This window comes from Bradyrhizobium sp. LTSPM299, from assembly GCF_000938235.1.
In the GTDB taxonomy this organism is placed as follows: domain Bacteria; phylum Pseudomonadota; class Alphaproteobacteria; order Rhizobiales; family Xanthobacteraceae; genus Bradyrhizobium.
In genome coordinates, this window is record NZ_JYMU01000006.1 from 102,662 (window position 1) to 115,904 (window position 13,243).

Sequence of the window (13,243 nt, forward strand, 5' to 3'; positions counted from 1 at the left end):
GGCATGTTCATGCCGCGTTCAGCCGGAGGCCCTATGGTCCAAGACATCGGGCACGGCGTCTGCGAATATTCCGCCGGGCGAATCGTTGAACGAAAAGTTTGTTGCGGTGCCGCAGTGCGGACCAAATCCAAGGGAGAAGACATGAAGTATCTTTTTGCAGCAGCAGTTTTGGTTACGACAGCATTCGCCGGCATCAGTGCGGCTGACGCTGCGGGCGGATGCGGCCCCGGCTTCCATCGCGGCCCCTATGGCGGATGCGCCAGGAATCGTGGCGAAGTCGTCGTCGTTCCGGGTGCCGTCGTCGTCGAGCGGCCCGTGGTGGTGGCGCCAATCGTCCGCGCCTGCCCCTATGGCTTCGCCTGGCGCTACGGCCGTTGCCGCCCGATCTGATCGCGACTCTCTGTTTGAGCATGATCTAGTCGGAAAACCGGCTTCCACTTTTCCGGATCCTGCTCCCCGGCCAACAAAACCCCGCACGATTGCGGGGTTTTTCTTTTGCGGCGGGGACGACAATGCGGTCCCCGCCGCAAACCAACGCTACCAGTTGCGGAAGCAACGGCGGCCGAACGGACCCGAGTGCCACCCGGGCGGGCAATTGAACATCGGACGGCAACCGCCATAGGGCCCGCGATGCCAGCCAGGGCCGCAGCCGCCGGCAACGCGGATGGTGTTGTCTGATCCGGCCTGGGCCTGGTCGAGCGGCGCAACCGGCATCGCCTGTGAGGCTGAGATCGCGGCGAGGCTGAGGCCGAGCGCAAGCACTGAAGCAGCAAAAATTTTCATGACCAATCCTTTCCGTTGATACACAACAGTTACTAGGTTCGCGCACTTCAAAAACGGTTCACTCAAAATCTGGCGCGCGCCTCACCAGCGGCGGCGGTGCCAGTGACGATGCCAATGGCGGCGACGCCAGCCCCAATGCCGGTGGTGCCAATGCCGATGGCGCCAGCCGCCATGGTGCCAAAATCTGAATCTCTTCAATTATTTGATTCTCAGACCCGACGCCTGCGGCCTTCTGACTCAGTAGTACTAACCCGCCCTACGCGCTAACGAGCCATCGGCTCATATCAGTTTCATCGGCGCATCGTGAACGACGCGAAGATCGATCCTGCTGATCAGGTCCGACCGGCGCGCTTCGGCAGCGCTGACGGCGGCCTCGGTCTGTTGCAGCGTCCCGACATTCGATCCGAGCGACACGATTCCGCCGATGATCAAGGCAATCGACCCCAGCGCGACGACCTCACTGGCTCCGAGCCAGCCGAGCAAAGTGATGAACAGCAACGCGAAACCGCCACCGATGGCCGTCTTGGACGCCAGAATGATCTTCCGGCATCGTTCGGAGATCTCGGCAAGCGCCTCGATCCGATCTTCGATCTCTGAAATCTCATCCGTCGGGTCGTCTTCGGTCATCGGATTCAAGGTCCCGCGGAGCGGATGAGGCACAGTTATAACCGCCGCACTCGTCGTTCACGAAAGATGGCGGGTTACGCTTCGCGCTAAACTCTCCGCTGCGCGATCAACCATTTCTCGCGTGATCAACTCATTCTCAAGATGCGTGTTCCCGTAGTCAAAGCTTCGTCGCTGCTGCTCCAGATGCTCTGGCGTCGGAGTCATACCTTTGACGGCTTCAATCAGCTCTTCAAGAGTCGCAATCATGCGCCGACGATCCCTCACAACGGCAAATTGTCGTGCTTCTTCGCCGGCATCTCGACCTTCTTATCCCTGAGCATCGCCAGCGCCCGGGCGATCCGCTTCCGTGTCGAATGCGGCATGATGACGTCGTCGAGGTAGCCGCGTTCCGCTGCGATGAAGGGCGACAGGAAGCGGTCTTCGTATTCCTTGGTGCGCGCGGCGATCGCCTCAGCATCGCCGATGTCGCTGCGGAAGATGATCTCCACCGCGCCCTTGGCGCCCATCACGGCGATCTGGGCGGTCGGCCAAGCGTAGTTGATGTCGGCGCCGATTTCCTTTGAGGCCATGACGTCGAAGGCGCCGCCATAGGCCTTGCGGGTGATGATGGTGACGAGCGGCACCGTGCATTGCGAATAGGCGAACAGCAGTTTGGCGCCGTGCTTGATCAGGCCGCCATATTCCTGCGCGGTGCCCGGCAGGAAGCCCGGCACGTCGACGAAGGTGACGATCGGGATGTTGAAGGCATCGCAGAAACGCACGAAGCGCGCGGCCTTTCTTGAGGCATCGCTGTCGAGCACGCCCGCCAGCACCATCGGCTGGTTGGCGACGAAGCCGACCGTGCGGCCGGCGATGCGGCCAAAGCCGGTGACGATGTTCTTGGCAAACGTCTCCGAGATCTCGAAGAAGTCGCCCTCGTCGACGACTTTCAGGATCAACTCCTTCATGTCGTAGGGCTTGTTCGGATTGTCGGGGATCAGCGTGTCCAGCGACAGGTCGACCCGCTCGATGTCGTCGAAACTCGGCCATTCCGGCACGCCGTCGGTGTTGTTCGACGGCAGGAAGTCAATCAGGCGGCGCATCTGCAGCAGCGTATCGACGTCGTTCTCGAACGCACCGTCGGCGATCGAGGAGCGCGTTGCGTGCACCGAGGCGCCGCCGAGTTCTTCGGCGGTGACCACCTCGTTGGTGACGGTCTTCACCACGTCCGGGCCGGTAACGAACATGTAGCTGGTGTTCTTCACCATGAAGATGAAGTCGGTCATCGCGGGCGAATAGACGTCACCGCCGGCGCAGGGGCCCATGATGACGGAGATCTGCGGGATCACGCCCGAGGCGATGACGTTGCGGCGGAACACGTAGGAATAGCCTGCCAGCGCGGCGACGCCCTCCTGGATGCGCGCACCGCCGGCGTCATAGAGGCCGATGATCGGCGCCCTCGCCTTCATCGCCATGTCCTGAAGTTTGGTGATCTTCAGCGCGTGGGTCTCGGACAGCGAGCCGCCGAACACGGTAAAATCCTTGGCGAACACAAAGGTCTTGCGGCCGTTGACGGTGCCCCAGCCGGTGACGACGCCGTCGCCGGGGATTTTGTTCTTCTCCATGCCGAATTCGGTCGAGCGGTGCTCGACGAACATGTCGAATTCCTCGAACGAGCCCTTGTCCAGCAGCAGCTCGATTCGCTCCCGGGCCGTCAATTTCCCGCGGGCGTGCTGCGCCTCGATGCGCTTTTCGCCGCCGCCCAGCTTGGCGCCGGCGCGCCGTTCTTCGAGGGTGTCGAGGATATCTTTCATTTGCTTCCGCCCGTATTAGCTACTGGACCTGCGTGAGGGATTGGGCCGGGTTCTAACACGGCATTTTCCCAACCGGAAACCGGGTTGTGGGCAGCCCGGATGGTAAAAACGGTAGCATTTTCCGATATCTGGGGGAGACGACGATGACTGACACGACCACGGCCGAGACCGGCGCTGCGACCGGCGGGGTGCGCACCCTGCTCCGGTTGGAGGGGCTGGTGCTGTTCCTCGGCATGACCCTGCTCTATTACCAATGGGAGGGCTCGTGGCTGGTCTATGTCCTGCTGTTCCTGGTGCCGGATTTGAGCTTTGCCGCCTATCTGGCCGGCCCCCGAATTGGCGCCATCGCCTACAACGCCGCCCACACCTATCTGGCGCCGGTCGCGCTGATGACGTTCGGCTTCGCCGGCTCCGGACCGCTGGTGCTCTCGATCGCGATGATCTGGCTCGCCCATATCGGGATCGACCGCGCGCTCGGCTACGGGCTGAAATACTCCAACGGCTTTGGCTTCACCCATCTCGGGCGGATCGGGAAGGACAAATTGACAGGGTGACGGACGCTTGCTGCTACCAGGATGCCTGCGCCGAGCTCGGCCCGCATGTCGGCGACAATGCAGCCACGGCGATCGAGGCCCGCAAGGCGCTGCTTCTGTCGTCGTCCGGCTTGACCGGACGACCCAGTATTCCAGAGACGGCAGTTTTCAATGGAGAGGCCGCGGCGTACTGGATGCCCCGCTTGAAGCGGGGCATGGCACATCGAGTATGCCTCGCCTGCGCTCGTCCGTAACGGCGCCCGCCCCTACTTCTCCCCGACCTTGAACGGCTCTTCCTTGCCCGGAGGCACGGTCTCTTCCGCCATCGCCAGCAGCATCGCGACCATCACGTAGTTGCCGGCGAGCGCGGTGAGGTCGACGATCTGCTGATCGTTGAACAGCTTCTTGGCCCGCGCGTAGGTCTCGTCGGAGACTTTCCTGGTCGTGGTCAGCTCGGTGACGAAATCGTACACCAGCGCCTCGTCCTCGGCCATCTTGGACGGCCGGTTGCCGGCCTTCAGGTCGGCGATCACGTCCGCCGACAATCCGGCCTTGGCTGCGAGCGGCGCGTGCGCGAACCATTCGACCTGCGAGCGCCACTGCCGGCCGATGATCAGGATCGCGAACTCGTTGAGCTTGGTCGGCACCGAGGTCTGCCAGCGCAAATAGTAGAACAGATCGTACAGGCGCTGGCCGAGCACGGGGCTGCGGATCATCGGATTGTAGGGGCCACCGATGCCGACGCTCGACACCTTCATGATGGCTTCGCCGAGCGGCCGCTGCTGATCGTTGAGCTGCTCCATCGTGAGCTGCGGAAAGCGCGGCTCCTTGCTGGTGGCGGGGCCGGCGAAGACAGTCGCCGCGAACCAGCCGCCGGCCGCGGCGAGCGTGAGCGACGACAGCCAGACTGGCGCTGAATGCATTGGTTTCCTCCGGTCTTCTTTTATCGGAGGCATGTTAGTCGAGCCGCGCCTTGGCCGCCAGCCGTGGCGCGCGCAGGTCAGCCCGTCAGAGCGCGACGATATCGGCGAGGCATTGCTGCGTCACCGTCATCCGCGCGTCGATCTGCGCCGGCGTCTTGCAGTCCATGTTCATGGCGAACACCGTCACCGCACTGCCCTTCTCGACCCAGCCGACCAGCCAGCCGAGCGCGCCGTGCTCCTTGTCGGTCAGTCCAGTCTTGGCGCGGATGACGGCGTCGCCGACTTTTGTCACCGGTAGGATGTCGCGCACCAGCTGCTGGCTGCGCTTTGAGACCGGCAGCACGCCGCGGCGCAGCCGGTCGACGAAATCGACCTGCTGGACCGGATCGATCCGCAAGTTACCCGCCACCCAGAACTGGTCGATGCCGCCGCCGATGTCGCGATTGCCATAGTCGAGCGCGTCGACATATTTCTGCATCCGCTCCGCGCCGATCCGGCGGGCGATCTCCTGATAGACCGGGAAGGCCGACACCGCGATCGCCGACCGCAGCGTGTGATCCTTGTTCCAGGCCTCGATGCTGCGGGTCACGCCGTCCCACTTGAACACATCCTTGTCGGGATCCTCGACCACGCCGGTCTCGAGCGCGATCAGCGAGTTCGGGATCTTGAAGGTCGAGGCTGGCAGCCGGCCCTCGCCCGACCGGTTCTTGTCGCTCGCGATGATCAGGTAGTCGTCGACCTTGTAGCCGACGAAGCTGCCCTCGGTGCCGAGATCGAAGAACCGTTTTGCCAGATCCTCGCGAAACTCGCTGCGCTGGGAGGACACGTTGGCGAAGCTGCGGGACGGCAGGATGCTCGCTGCGGCAAGCAGACCGAGCGCATGGCGGCGATGGATCACGACGGGGACCTGGACTGGTTTGGACTGAGGACGATGGTTGATGCCATCGTGGTGAAAGGATGGCAACCAGCCGCTCCCTTTTGACGCGGTTCTATCGCTGCGGCACCCGGCGCGACAGCCTCAGCACGAAGATCAGCACCTCGGCGACGGCCTTGTAGAGGTCGGCCGGAATTTCCTCGCCGAGATCGACATTGGAGAGCGCGCCGGCCAGCACCTCGTTCTCCCGGATCGGGATGTCGTTGGCTTTGGCGACCTCAATGATCCTGGCGCCGATCGCACCCCTGCCCTTGGCGACGACGCGGGGCGCGCCGCCATGTTCGTAGTGCAAGGCGATCGCAAGCTGGTTCTTGGTGTCGCTCATAGCGCGCGATCCAGGAAATGGCCGGCCCGGGCCGGCATGGCTTGCTGTGGCGCGCCGTCGCTAATTTCGATGGCGCCGGGCGTCAGGTCGGCCTGGGTGAGCGCCAGGCTCAATTCGGAGGCGCCGGCGCGCAGCCGCGCGGCGGTCACCGGCCGCTCCGCCCACATCCGCACCGAGGTGCGCTCACCGGCGAGCGAGACCAGCGCATGCACCGGACCGGCCGGCTCGACGTCGAGCGTGAAGCGCGCCTTCCAGACCCGCTTGGACGCATCAGTGGCCTCGCTGCCGCCGTCGCGGGAAATATCGAACTGCGCCATCGCCGTGCCCTGCGGAGTCAAGAACGGGATCTCAAAATTCCAGCGCGGCAGCATCGCATCGATCTGCGAGCGTCCGTCGAGGCGATCAGGCAGTGAGGCGACCTGCAGCAGCGTGTGCCGCGCCAGCGCGGCATCGGTGTCATCCAACAGGCGGTGCGCGACGGTCGCAAGCGGCGCGTCCGGCGCGATCGACGGCTCGGCGATGGCCTGGGCTGATGGCAGCGATCCACGAAACGGCGGCGGCGGTGTGTTGGTGCGCACAACGACGTCGCCGGCCGTCAGGTCATCTGTATCAGCACCCTGAAGAGTGTGACCGTCCAGCTCCTGCAGCGCTTCCTGGATCAGATTGAGCGCACCGCCCGCTGACGGGCCGGCGTCGAGCGCATCGGCCAGCGCGCCGGCGAAGCCCGCACGTCCCGTCACGAGATCGTCCGCGACCGGCAGGCGCGCCTGCGGCAGCAGGATTTCCTGAAATTCAAGATCCAGCGTCCCCGCCGGCACCAGGCTCGGCGCCGCGCTGTGCAATGGCGCGCCTTGCGCGCCCGTTTTGACGGCGTCGTCCGGACCGAGCGAGGATTGCAACGTCTGGCGCAGCACAATCAGCGCGGCCTTCAGATCCGGCGCGCTGCCATCAGACGGCGCGACACCTGAGGCCAGCGTGGCCTCGAACAACAGGCCGGACTTCTGGAACGCGGCCTTGAGGCCGTCACCGCCGAGATCGTCGTCGAGATTGGTCTGCTGCGCCAGCACCTGCGCAATCGCGGCCTGCAGCCCCGGCGGCAGATTGGCCGATACGATCGCGGCAAGGTTGGCAAATAGCGGTCCCTGGCTGCCCTGCACCGCCGCCGCGCTCTGCACGGCCGCAGTGACAGTGACCCGCTCGAGCGGCGTCAACACCGCGCCTGATACGGTCGCGTTCGCCTGGGAAGCGGCGCCAAGACCGGTCACGATCCCCGGCGACAGCCGCACCGCATCGCTGGATGTGCCGGTCGCCTCAGCGCCTGATCCAACCATTTGAAGGCGGATGCCATCCTGGGTTTGCGAGACCGCTAGCTGCAGGTTCTGGCCCGGCTGCAGCGGCACCTCGCTCTGGACGTCGATCGACAGGCCCGCGATCGCAATCCGCACCAGATCGGCGGACAGCACCTTTAGCACCTGCGCATTGACGACGCTGCCCTGCTGCAGCGTGAGATCGGGCGCGACACTGCCCGCCTCCTGGGCGGCAAGCACCGGCAGCACGGGATTGATGGAATTTGCCATGTCGGGGGTCTCGGCCATGCGGCAAGGTCGTGCCGCAGGCTAGCCCGGCGCCGTAAACCCCTCGTTAACCGCCGGCCGGCATCAGGCCCCTGAGGATATCAGCGGCAGCCCTGAAATCGACCAGCCGGGCGGCCCGGCGCGAGGCGACCTCCTCGTCGATGCCCCATTTCTCGATGTTCCAGTCCTCGTCGACATGCGCCGCCGCCCAGACCTGGTCCTCGTCGCGAAACCGATGCGCCAGCGCGAGTGCGAGCAGCGCCGAGCCGGTCAGCGTCGTCACCACGTGGAACGCCGCAACCGCCCAGGGATCGGCCGGGAACGCCGCACGCGCCGCCTTGATCGCGGCCTCAGGCTGGCTGACGTGCACGATCCCCTCGGCCAGGATGAAATGGGCGCCGTGCGCCTCGGCGGCCCAGAACACGACCGGGTCCCAATGCGCGGCTTCCCGCGCCACCAGCGTCTCGGGATGGCCGGCGCGATAGAACAGCATGTCGCTCCGGAGGAATTTTGCGGCGTCCTCCGCCACCTCGCCGACGCGCTCGATCACCCCCTCGACAACGCTGTTGGCAAAGCGTGTCACGGGCATGCTCAAGGGAGCGATGGTCTCGCCTTGCGCATCCCATTCCGCCGCGATCGCCTCCGCAATGGTGCGCCTCGGCACTACGATCGACTTGCCCGACGGCGAACGGATCGGCCGGCCATCGAGCGTGACCGAAAATCCGCCATCGGCCTCGGCAACACCGGCGCTGGTATAGAACCGCTTGCGCTGGGGCACGCGCATCTGGCGCCGCACCAACTCCTGCGGGTCGAACGGGGATTGTCCTGCAGCTTCGTCAAAGAGTTCGCGCATCGCGCCGGCCGACTTTCGTTTCCGAGGATTTCCCTGCAAGATATGTCATGGACAACAGCAAATAAAGCCGATGCGGCAAGCCAAATTCCTCGCAGGCCTTTCGCTGGCGGCGGCCGCTCTGGGCGTGGCCACCGCCGATGCCGGGTTCCGCTCGCCGGGATCGCTGGTCCGCAACGTCTACGCCCATTACGGCAACGGTAGCTCGGAATTCTCCAACGGCCTGCCCCGCGACGACGCCACGGCCCGGCAGTTCTTCGACCCCGGCCTGCGCAACGCGTGGACCGCCCCGCACGATGCGCCCTATGACTTCCTGGTGCAGAGCCCAACCTGGCGGCTCGGCGCTGTCTCGATCGCGATCCTGCGCAGACAGTTCGACAAGACCTACGTGACGGCGCGCTTCGACAACCAGGGCCGCACGATCACGCTCAACTTCATCGTGGTCAATGGGCCGGAGGGTTGGGTGATCTCAGATGTCGAGAGCCCGCACGATTCATTGCGGTTGTTCCTGGCGCAGTTCAGGCGCTAGAGCGTGTAAGAATCCGATCAGCCCATCTCCGCACTCCCCTCAGGAGTGGACACGGGCTGATCGCCCCGGCACGTCGGCTAGGGGGCAAGAGGCCATTCGTTCCAGCCGCGAACGTCCGTGCAAGAACCTCGTCGCTAAATCCGCCTCTTTGTCCATGACTTCACGGTGCCGACCGTGACCGGCATTATATCGGAGACATCAACTGTGAATTGAAAGACTCTTGTTGCCCGCCTGTCGTCATCAGGATCATTGAAGGTCAGATATAAATCCCAGCAATCGCTGTGCATTCGGCAAACCGGGCTCTTTTCCACGGTCACGGTTGTACTCGACGCCCCGGAGTGCGTCTTTGAATATGATCGACGAAAGACCAGAACACTACCTTAAGTATGCACTGGGTTTGCACAACTTAAGGGTGAATGAAATCTCCATTTTTCGTCAGGAGGCTTTGAGCCGAGGCGCGCCGAGTCGGCTCCAAACAACCGGCTGCCCGGTCTGCAGGACATAGCCGTAATTGGCGATCGACAGCGCCATGTTGGCGTTCTGCTCGATCATGAAGATGCTGGTCCCCTGGCGGTTGATTACCTGAATGATATCGAACACCTGCTCGACGAAGACGGGGCGACAGGTCCATGGACGGCTCGTCCATGCACAGCAGCTTCGGACGCGCAATCATCTTCAGCGATCATCTCAAGGGCCATTGGCACGATCGGACACTATCCGGGCACTGCCGTCGGCAGGAATTGTGCGTCTTCCTCGACGGGCTCACCCAGTTCGTTTTCCCACTTCGCAACGACGGCGGTTGCAACGCCGTTGCCGATGACGTTGGTCATCGTGCGTCCCATATCCAGAAAGGCGTCGATGCCGATGAGCAGGACGAGGCCTCCGGCAGGCAGACCAAAAGTGGGAAGGGTCGCGGCAGCCACGACCAGGGATGCTCGCGGTACGCCAGCAATGCCTTTGCTGGTGACCATCAAAAGAAGCAGCATTGCGATTTGGGTCGTGATCGGCATGTCGATGTTGAAGGCCTGGGCAACGAACAGGGCCGCAAAGGTCTGGTACATCATCGAACCGTCGAGATTGAACGAATAGCCGAGCGGCAGGACGAAGCCGGTGATGCGCTCCGAGACGCCGAATTTCATCAGCTGCTCGATCATCTTCGGGAACGCAGCCTCGCTACTCGAGGTCGAGAAAGCGATCATCATCGGTTGCCGGAGCAGGCGAAGCAGCGTCTTGATTGAACCACCGAGTACGACGCTTCCGGCGCCGATGATGATGACCCAGAGCACCGCAAGGCCGAAGTAGAAGGCGCTGACGAACTTTCCGTAGGTCACGAGGACCCCTACTCCCTGCGTGGTGATGACCGCGGCCATCGCGGCGAACACGCCGAGCGGCGCGAAGCGCATGACGTAATCGGTGAACTTGAGCATCACCGGAACGATTTGATCGATCGACCTTGCGATATCAGGGGCAAGCGCTGTCTTGACGGCGCTCAACGCGAAGCCAAAGAATATCGAGAAGACAAGGATCTGCAGCACCTCGTTCCCTGCCATTGCCTGGACGACGCTGATGGGAAAGACGTGCGCAGCGAAGTCCTTGACGTTCAGGCTGCTGGTTTGGACGTTGGTCGTCGCATTTGCCTCCGGCAGCGTCAGACCAAGACCGTGCCCCGGCTGAAGCAGATTGGCGAGCACAAGCCCGACCAATAACGACAGCAGCGACGCGGTGATGAACCAGGCCAGCGACTTGACGGCGATTCGCCCGACTGCGCCGCCGCTCGCGCCGAGGCTAGAAATTCCGGAGACAATCGTGGCAAACACCAGCGGCGCGATGATCATCTTGATCATTCGCAGAAAGATGTCCGACACGATGGCAAAATAGCCGGCAATGACCTTGGCGTGCTCCGGGCTCGCCAGCGTATTGCACGCGTAACCCACGGCGATGCCGAGGAACAGGCTGACCATGATGTATGTGGTCAGCCGGTTCGAATTTGGAGCTTTGCTGCCTGCCTGCATGACGTGATCCTTCGCGCCACCAAGGGTTCATGGCATCCGAGCTGTGGCGCTTCTCAGCGTCTCGGGGTGCCGCTGCGGACGGGGCCGGACAGGACTATCCGAGCTTGGAAAGGACGGCGGTACGGGTCTGGACTGACGGAACGTTGCGGGCGCGGATGGCCTCAATCAGCCGGTCGATGTCGGCCGTCGTGTTGAACATGCCAAACGACACGCGAATGCCGTCGCGCTCCGGCGAAACGCGGATGCCGTTCTGCGTAAAGTAGTCCAGCCAGTCTGCCGCCGGCAGGGCAATAACGTAGATGTGCGGCGCGCGGTGCTGCCGATCGCGCGGGCCAACCAGTCCGACGTAGAGCTGATCGAGACGCTCGATCAGATAGTCGCCGAGGTCGAAGCAGTGGCGCTGGACGTTCTCGATCCCGATCGCGTTGATGAAATCGATCGCCGCGCCGAGGCCTTGGACGGCCGGAAGATTGAAGTTGCCGAGTTCGAACCGACATGCCGTCGCCGGCAAGGCCATGTCGTCCGGCCGGGCGATGAAGTCCTGCGGCGGTTCGGCAAGGCTGGCAGCCGCGAGATAGGCCGGCTCCAGTTCGACGCGCGCTGCGTCCCAGTAGAGCAAACCGAGCCCTTGCGGCACGAGCAGGCCCTTGTGCGTGCCGGAGCCGATGAAAGTGGCCTTCATGGCCTTTGCGTCGATCGGCACCACGCCGATGCCCTGCATCGCATCCACGACGAAATAGAGGGAGTGCTGCGCGCAAAGTTCGCCCACGCTCTCCACGTCAAACCGATGCCCGGCGTGGAAGGTGACGTGCGACATGGAGATCGCACGCGTCCTGTCATCGATGTGCGATCGGAAACTCTCTGCGTCCACCACATCAGTCATGGGAATGAAGACGATTTCCACGCCCTTCTTCTGCAAATTGAGGAATGCGTAGGCGTTGTTGGGATGATCGCCATAGATCATCAGAACCTTGTCGCCGGCGCCGAGGGGTAGCGCGTTGGCGGCGATGTTCATGCTCTCGGACGTGTTCTTCGTGAAGGCAATCTCATGCGACTTGACGCCAAGGAAGGTCGCGACCTTGGCGCGGGTTTCTTCGAGGCGCTTGAGCCAGATTTGCTTGGGCCCGGCCGTTTCGAAGCCTTCCCGTAGAAAGCGCTCATAGGCCTCCTTCACCGGACGGGAGAGCGGCGTCTGAAAGCCGCTGTCGAGGTAGACGATTTGATCGACGGCGGGGAAGGCCTTGCGAACGGCGGCAACGTCATAGTGCTGGATCATGATCACCCCGGTGACGTGACATGGCGGAGCATCGCGCCGGACGGAGCCGGCGGGTGCCTCCAATCAATTCAGGTTTGGCGACGTGGACTGCAGAGAGCTGCCTGGATTTCAGTCAGCTCAATCGACTGCCCTAAGAATATACCGACCTTGTTCACGGTCGAGTTATATAATCGAAAAATGAGAGTAATTATTCCGAAAATTGAGAAATATAAACTTCGTCTTCGTGATCCTGCAGGATCGTCTGGGACAACAAGGACGCTGCGTCCTGCAAAGGAGCAATGAAGGCGTCAAGGCCCGCGAAGCCAACGCGCGCCGCAGGCACAGAAACCCCCAGGCAGGCGATGAGGTCGCCCTCTGGAGAGACAATCGGAACGGCGCACCCCACCACCCCTCGAACGAATTCCTCGTTCGTCTTTGCCCAGCCTCTGCGCCGCGTCTCCTCCAGAAGCGCCAACAGCGTCTCCGGATCGGCGATCGTCGTCGGGGTGTACCGGACCAGCGGAAGTGAATGGACCAACCGTTGTCGGACCCTTGCGGGCAGACGGCTCATGTAGATTTTGCCCGTCGAGGTACAGTGCAGTGGAGCTGCATCTCCGGGATTGAACTGCAATCCTTGCTGCGGCTTGGATCGGACACTATCGACATAGACCACGACGTTGTCGCGGACGACACCGATCTCGCACTGCTCTCCGATGCGGTCGGCGACCGCACTTAGAACCGCGTGCCGACGCACGGTGCGAAACGCCGCCCCTATGGTCTTGGCCGAGAGCGTGACCAGCTTGCTTCCGACGACATAGCGTTTCGTCCCCAGGGCTTTCTGGATGAGGCCGCGGCTTTCAAGATTGCCGATCAGGCGATGCGCGGTCGGGAGTGGAAGCGAGAGCGCGGCGGCGATTTCGGCAGCCGAGAGCGCCTTCTTCTGCTCGGCCACGAAGACCAGGATGGCAATAGCGCGATCCAGTGGCCCGTCGTTGGGACTATCAGGTTCGTTGGCCACGACGCATTCCTTGCGTGGGTACTGCCCAAGGGTAACTTTCACAGTACCACACGAAGACTCCTTGCGGCTCACGCCGCGCGACAATCC

The 13,243-nt window shown here is 63.0% G+C and carries 17 protein-coding genes; 3 read left to right on the forward strand and 14 right to left on the reverse strand.

Annotated elements, in window-relative coordinates; translation table 11 throughout:
• Window positions 1-141: 141 nt before the first annotated feature.
• Entirely contained in the window at window positions 142-390 is a 249-nt protein-coding gene (locus UP10_RS01525) for a GCG_CRPN prefix-to-repeats domain-containing protein (protein WP_044538601.1), read from the forward strand.
• Between the two features lie 147 nt (window positions 391-537).
• Here the strand turns inward: UP10_RS01525 and UP10_RS01530 are convergent, their stop codons facing one another.
• The 4 genes from UP10_RS01530 to UP10_RS01545 form a co-directional block, all read right to left on the reverse strand.
• The gene (locus tag UP10_RS01530) at window positions 538-783 is read right to left on the reverse strand and encodes a GCG_CRPN prefix-to-repeats domain-containing protein (protein ID WP_044585681.1); all 246 of its coding nucleotides are present in this window, start codon (window positions 781-783) and stop codon (window positions 538-540) included.
• A gap of 279 nt (window positions 784-1,062) precedes the next feature.
• Window positions 1,063-1,410, reverse strand: coding sequence for a hypothetical protein (locus UP10_RS01535; RefSeq protein ID WP_044586111.1), 348 nt, complete (start codon window positions 1,408-1,410; stop codon window positions 1,063-1,065).
• 57 nt (window positions 1,411-1,467) lie between these two features.
• Window positions 1,468-1,656 carry a hypothetical protein gene (locus UP10_RS01540; RefSeq protein ID WP_044585682.1) on the reverse strand — a complete coding sequence of 63 codons (189 nt, stop codon included), beginning with the start codon at window positions 1,654-1,656 and terminating at the stop codon, window positions 1,468-1,470.
• A 14-nt stretch (window positions 1,657-1,670) separates the two neighbouring features.
• Entirely contained in the window at window positions 1,671-3,203 is a 1,533-nt protein-coding gene (locus tag UP10_RS01545) for an acyl-CoA carboxylase subunit beta (RefSeq protein ID WP_044585683.1), read from the reverse strand.
• A gap of 143 nt (window positions 3,204-3,346) precedes the next feature.
• Between UP10_RS01545 and UP10_RS01550 the strand changes: the two genes are divergently transcribed.
• Window positions 3,347-3,757, forward strand: a complete 411-nt coding sequence (locus UP10_RS01550) for a DUF4260 domain-containing protein (protein ID WP_044585684.1) — start codon at window positions 3,347-3,349, stop codon at window positions 3,755-3,757.
• 245 nt (window positions 3,758-4,002) lie between these two features.
• On the opposite strand, the gene UP10_RS01555 is transcribed toward UP10_RS01550, so the two are convergent.
• From UP10_RS01555 to UP10_RS01575, 5 genes are all read right to left on the reverse strand, one after another.
• Window positions 4,003-4,659, reverse strand: coding sequence for a carboxymuconolactone decarboxylase family protein (locus UP10_RS01555; protein WP_044585685.1), 657 nt, complete (start codon window positions 4,657-4,659; stop codon window positions 4,003-4,005).
• Window positions 4,660-4,744: 85 nt separating this feature from the next.
• The gene (gene blaOXA / locus UP10_RS01560) at window positions 4,745-5,557 is read right to left on the reverse strand and encodes a class D beta-lactamase (protein WP_044585686.1); all 813 of its coding nucleotides are present in this window, start codon (window positions 5,555-5,557) and stop codon (window positions 4,745-4,747) included.
• A 91-nt stretch (window positions 5,558-5,648) separates the two neighbouring features.
• Window positions 5,649-5,918, reverse strand: coding sequence for an EscU/YscU/HrcU family type III secretion system export apparatus switch protein (locus UP10_RS01565; RefSeq protein ID WP_044585687.1), 270 nt, complete (start codon window positions 5,916-5,918; stop codon window positions 5,649-5,651).
• The gene (gene fliK, locus UP10_RS01570; protein ID WP_044586112.1) at window positions 5,915-7,495 is read right to left on the reverse strand and encodes a flagellar hook-length control protein FliK; all 1,581 of its coding nucleotides are present in this window, start codon (window positions 7,493-7,495) and stop codon (window positions 5,915-5,917) included. The genes UP10_RS01565 and fliK overlap by 4 nt, the downstream gene beginning before the upstream one ends.
• 64 nt (window positions 7,496-7,559) lie before the next feature.
• Entirely contained in the window at window positions 7,560-8,345 is a 786-nt protein-coding gene (locus UP10_RS01575) for an ATP12 family chaperone protein (RefSeq protein ID WP_044585688.1), read from the reverse strand.
• Between the two features lie 70 nt (window positions 8,346-8,415).
• Between UP10_RS01575 and UP10_RS01580 the strand changes: the two genes are divergently transcribed.
• Window positions 8,416-8,871 carry a hypothetical protein gene (locus UP10_RS01580; protein WP_044585689.1) on the forward strand — a complete coding sequence of 152 codons (456 nt, stop codon included), beginning with the start codon at window positions 8,416-8,418 and terminating at the stop codon, window positions 8,869-8,871.
• A gap of 134 nt (window positions 8,872-9,005) precedes the next feature.
• Here the strand turns inward: UP10_RS01580 and UP10_RS46595 are convergent, their stop codons facing one another.
• From UP10_RS46595 to UP10_RS01595, 5 genes are all read right to left on the reverse strand, one after another.
• Window positions 9,006-9,242, reverse strand: a complete 237-nt coding sequence (locus UP10_RS46595) for a cyanobactin maturation protease PatG family protein (protein ID WP_502692155.1) — start codon at window positions 9,240-9,242, stop codon at window positions 9,006-9,008.
• Between the two features lie 64 nt (window positions 9,243-9,306).
• Complete coding sequence (locus UP10_RS46600; protein ID WP_197086716.1) at window positions 9,307-9,471, reverse strand: hypothetical protein; 165 nt, start codon at window positions 9,469-9,471, stop codon at window positions 9,307-9,309.
• Window positions 9,472-9,584: 113 nt separating this feature from the next.
• Window positions 9,585-10,883: a dicarboxylate/amino acid:cation symporter gene (locus tag UP10_RS01585; RefSeq protein WP_044585690.1), complete on the reverse strand. Its 1,299-nt coding sequence runs from the start codon at window positions 10,881-10,883 to the stop codon at window positions 9,585-9,587.
• Between the two features lie 94 nt (window positions 10,884-10,977).
• A complete protein-coding gene (locus tag UP10_RS01590; protein ID WP_156179609.1) occupies window positions 10,978-12,159 on the reverse strand; it encodes an aminotransferase class V-fold PLP-dependent enzyme in 1,182 nt (393 codons plus the stop codon).
• 187 nt (window positions 12,160-12,346) lie between these two features.
• Window positions 12,347-13,156, reverse strand: coding sequence for an IclR family transcriptional regulator (locus tag UP10_RS01595; RefSeq protein ID WP_044586113.1), 810 nt, complete (start codon window positions 13,154-13,156; stop codon window positions 12,347-12,349).
• Between the last annotated feature and the right edge of the window lie 87 nt (window positions 13,157-13,243).

Coding starts and splice junctions, on each gene's coding strand:
- UP10_RS01530 (WP_044585681.1), bottom strand. CDS start 783: ATGAAAATTTTTGCTGCTTCAGTGCTTGCGCTCGGCCTCAGCCTCGCC.
- UP10_RS01555 (WP_044585685.1), bottom strand. CDS start 4,659: ATGCATTCAGCGCCAGTCTGGCTGTCGTCGCTCACGCTCGCCGCGGCC.
- UP10_RS01550 (WP_044585684.1), top strand. CDS start 3,347: ATGACTGACACGACCACGGCCGAGACCGGCGCTGCGACCGGCGGGGTG.
- UP10_RS01545 (WP_044585683.1), bottom strand. CDS start 3,203: ATGAAAGATATCCTCGACACCCTCGAAGAACGGCGCGCCGGCGCCAAG.
- UP10_RS01575 (WP_044585688.1), bottom strand. CDS start 8,345: ATGCGCGAACTCTTTGACGAAGCTGCAGGACAATCCCCGTTCGACCCG.
- fliK (WP_044586112.1), bottom strand. CDS start 7,495: ATGGCAAATTCCATCAATCCCGTGCTGCCGGTGCTTGCCGCCCAGGAG.
- UP10_RS01540 (WP_044585682.1), bottom strand. CDS start 1,656: ATGATTGCGACTCTTGAAGAGCTGATTGAAGCCGTCAAAGGTATGACT.
- UP10_RS01590 (WP_156179609.1), bottom strand. CDS start 12,159: ATGATCCAGCACTATGACGTTGCCGCCGTTCGCAAGGCCTTCCCCGCC.
- UP10_RS01580 (WP_044585689.1), top strand. CDS start 8,416: ATGCGGCAAGCCAAATTCCTCGCAGGCCTTTCGCTGGCGGCGGCCGCT.
- UP10_RS01535 (WP_044586111.1), bottom strand. CDS start 1,410: ATGACCGAAGACGACCCGACGGATGAGATTTCAGAGATCGAAGATCGG.
- UP10_RS01565 (WP_044585687.1), bottom strand. CDS start 5,918: ATGAGCGACACCAAGAACCAGCTTGCGATCGCCTTGCACTACGAACAT.
- UP10_RS01525 (WP_044538601.1), top strand. CDS start 142: ATGAAGTATCTTTTTGCAGCAGCAGTTTTGGTTACGACAGCATTCGCC.
- UP10_RS01585 (WP_044585690.1), bottom strand. CDS start 10,883: ATGCAGGCAGGCAGCAAAGCTCCAAATTCGAACCGGCTGACCACATAC.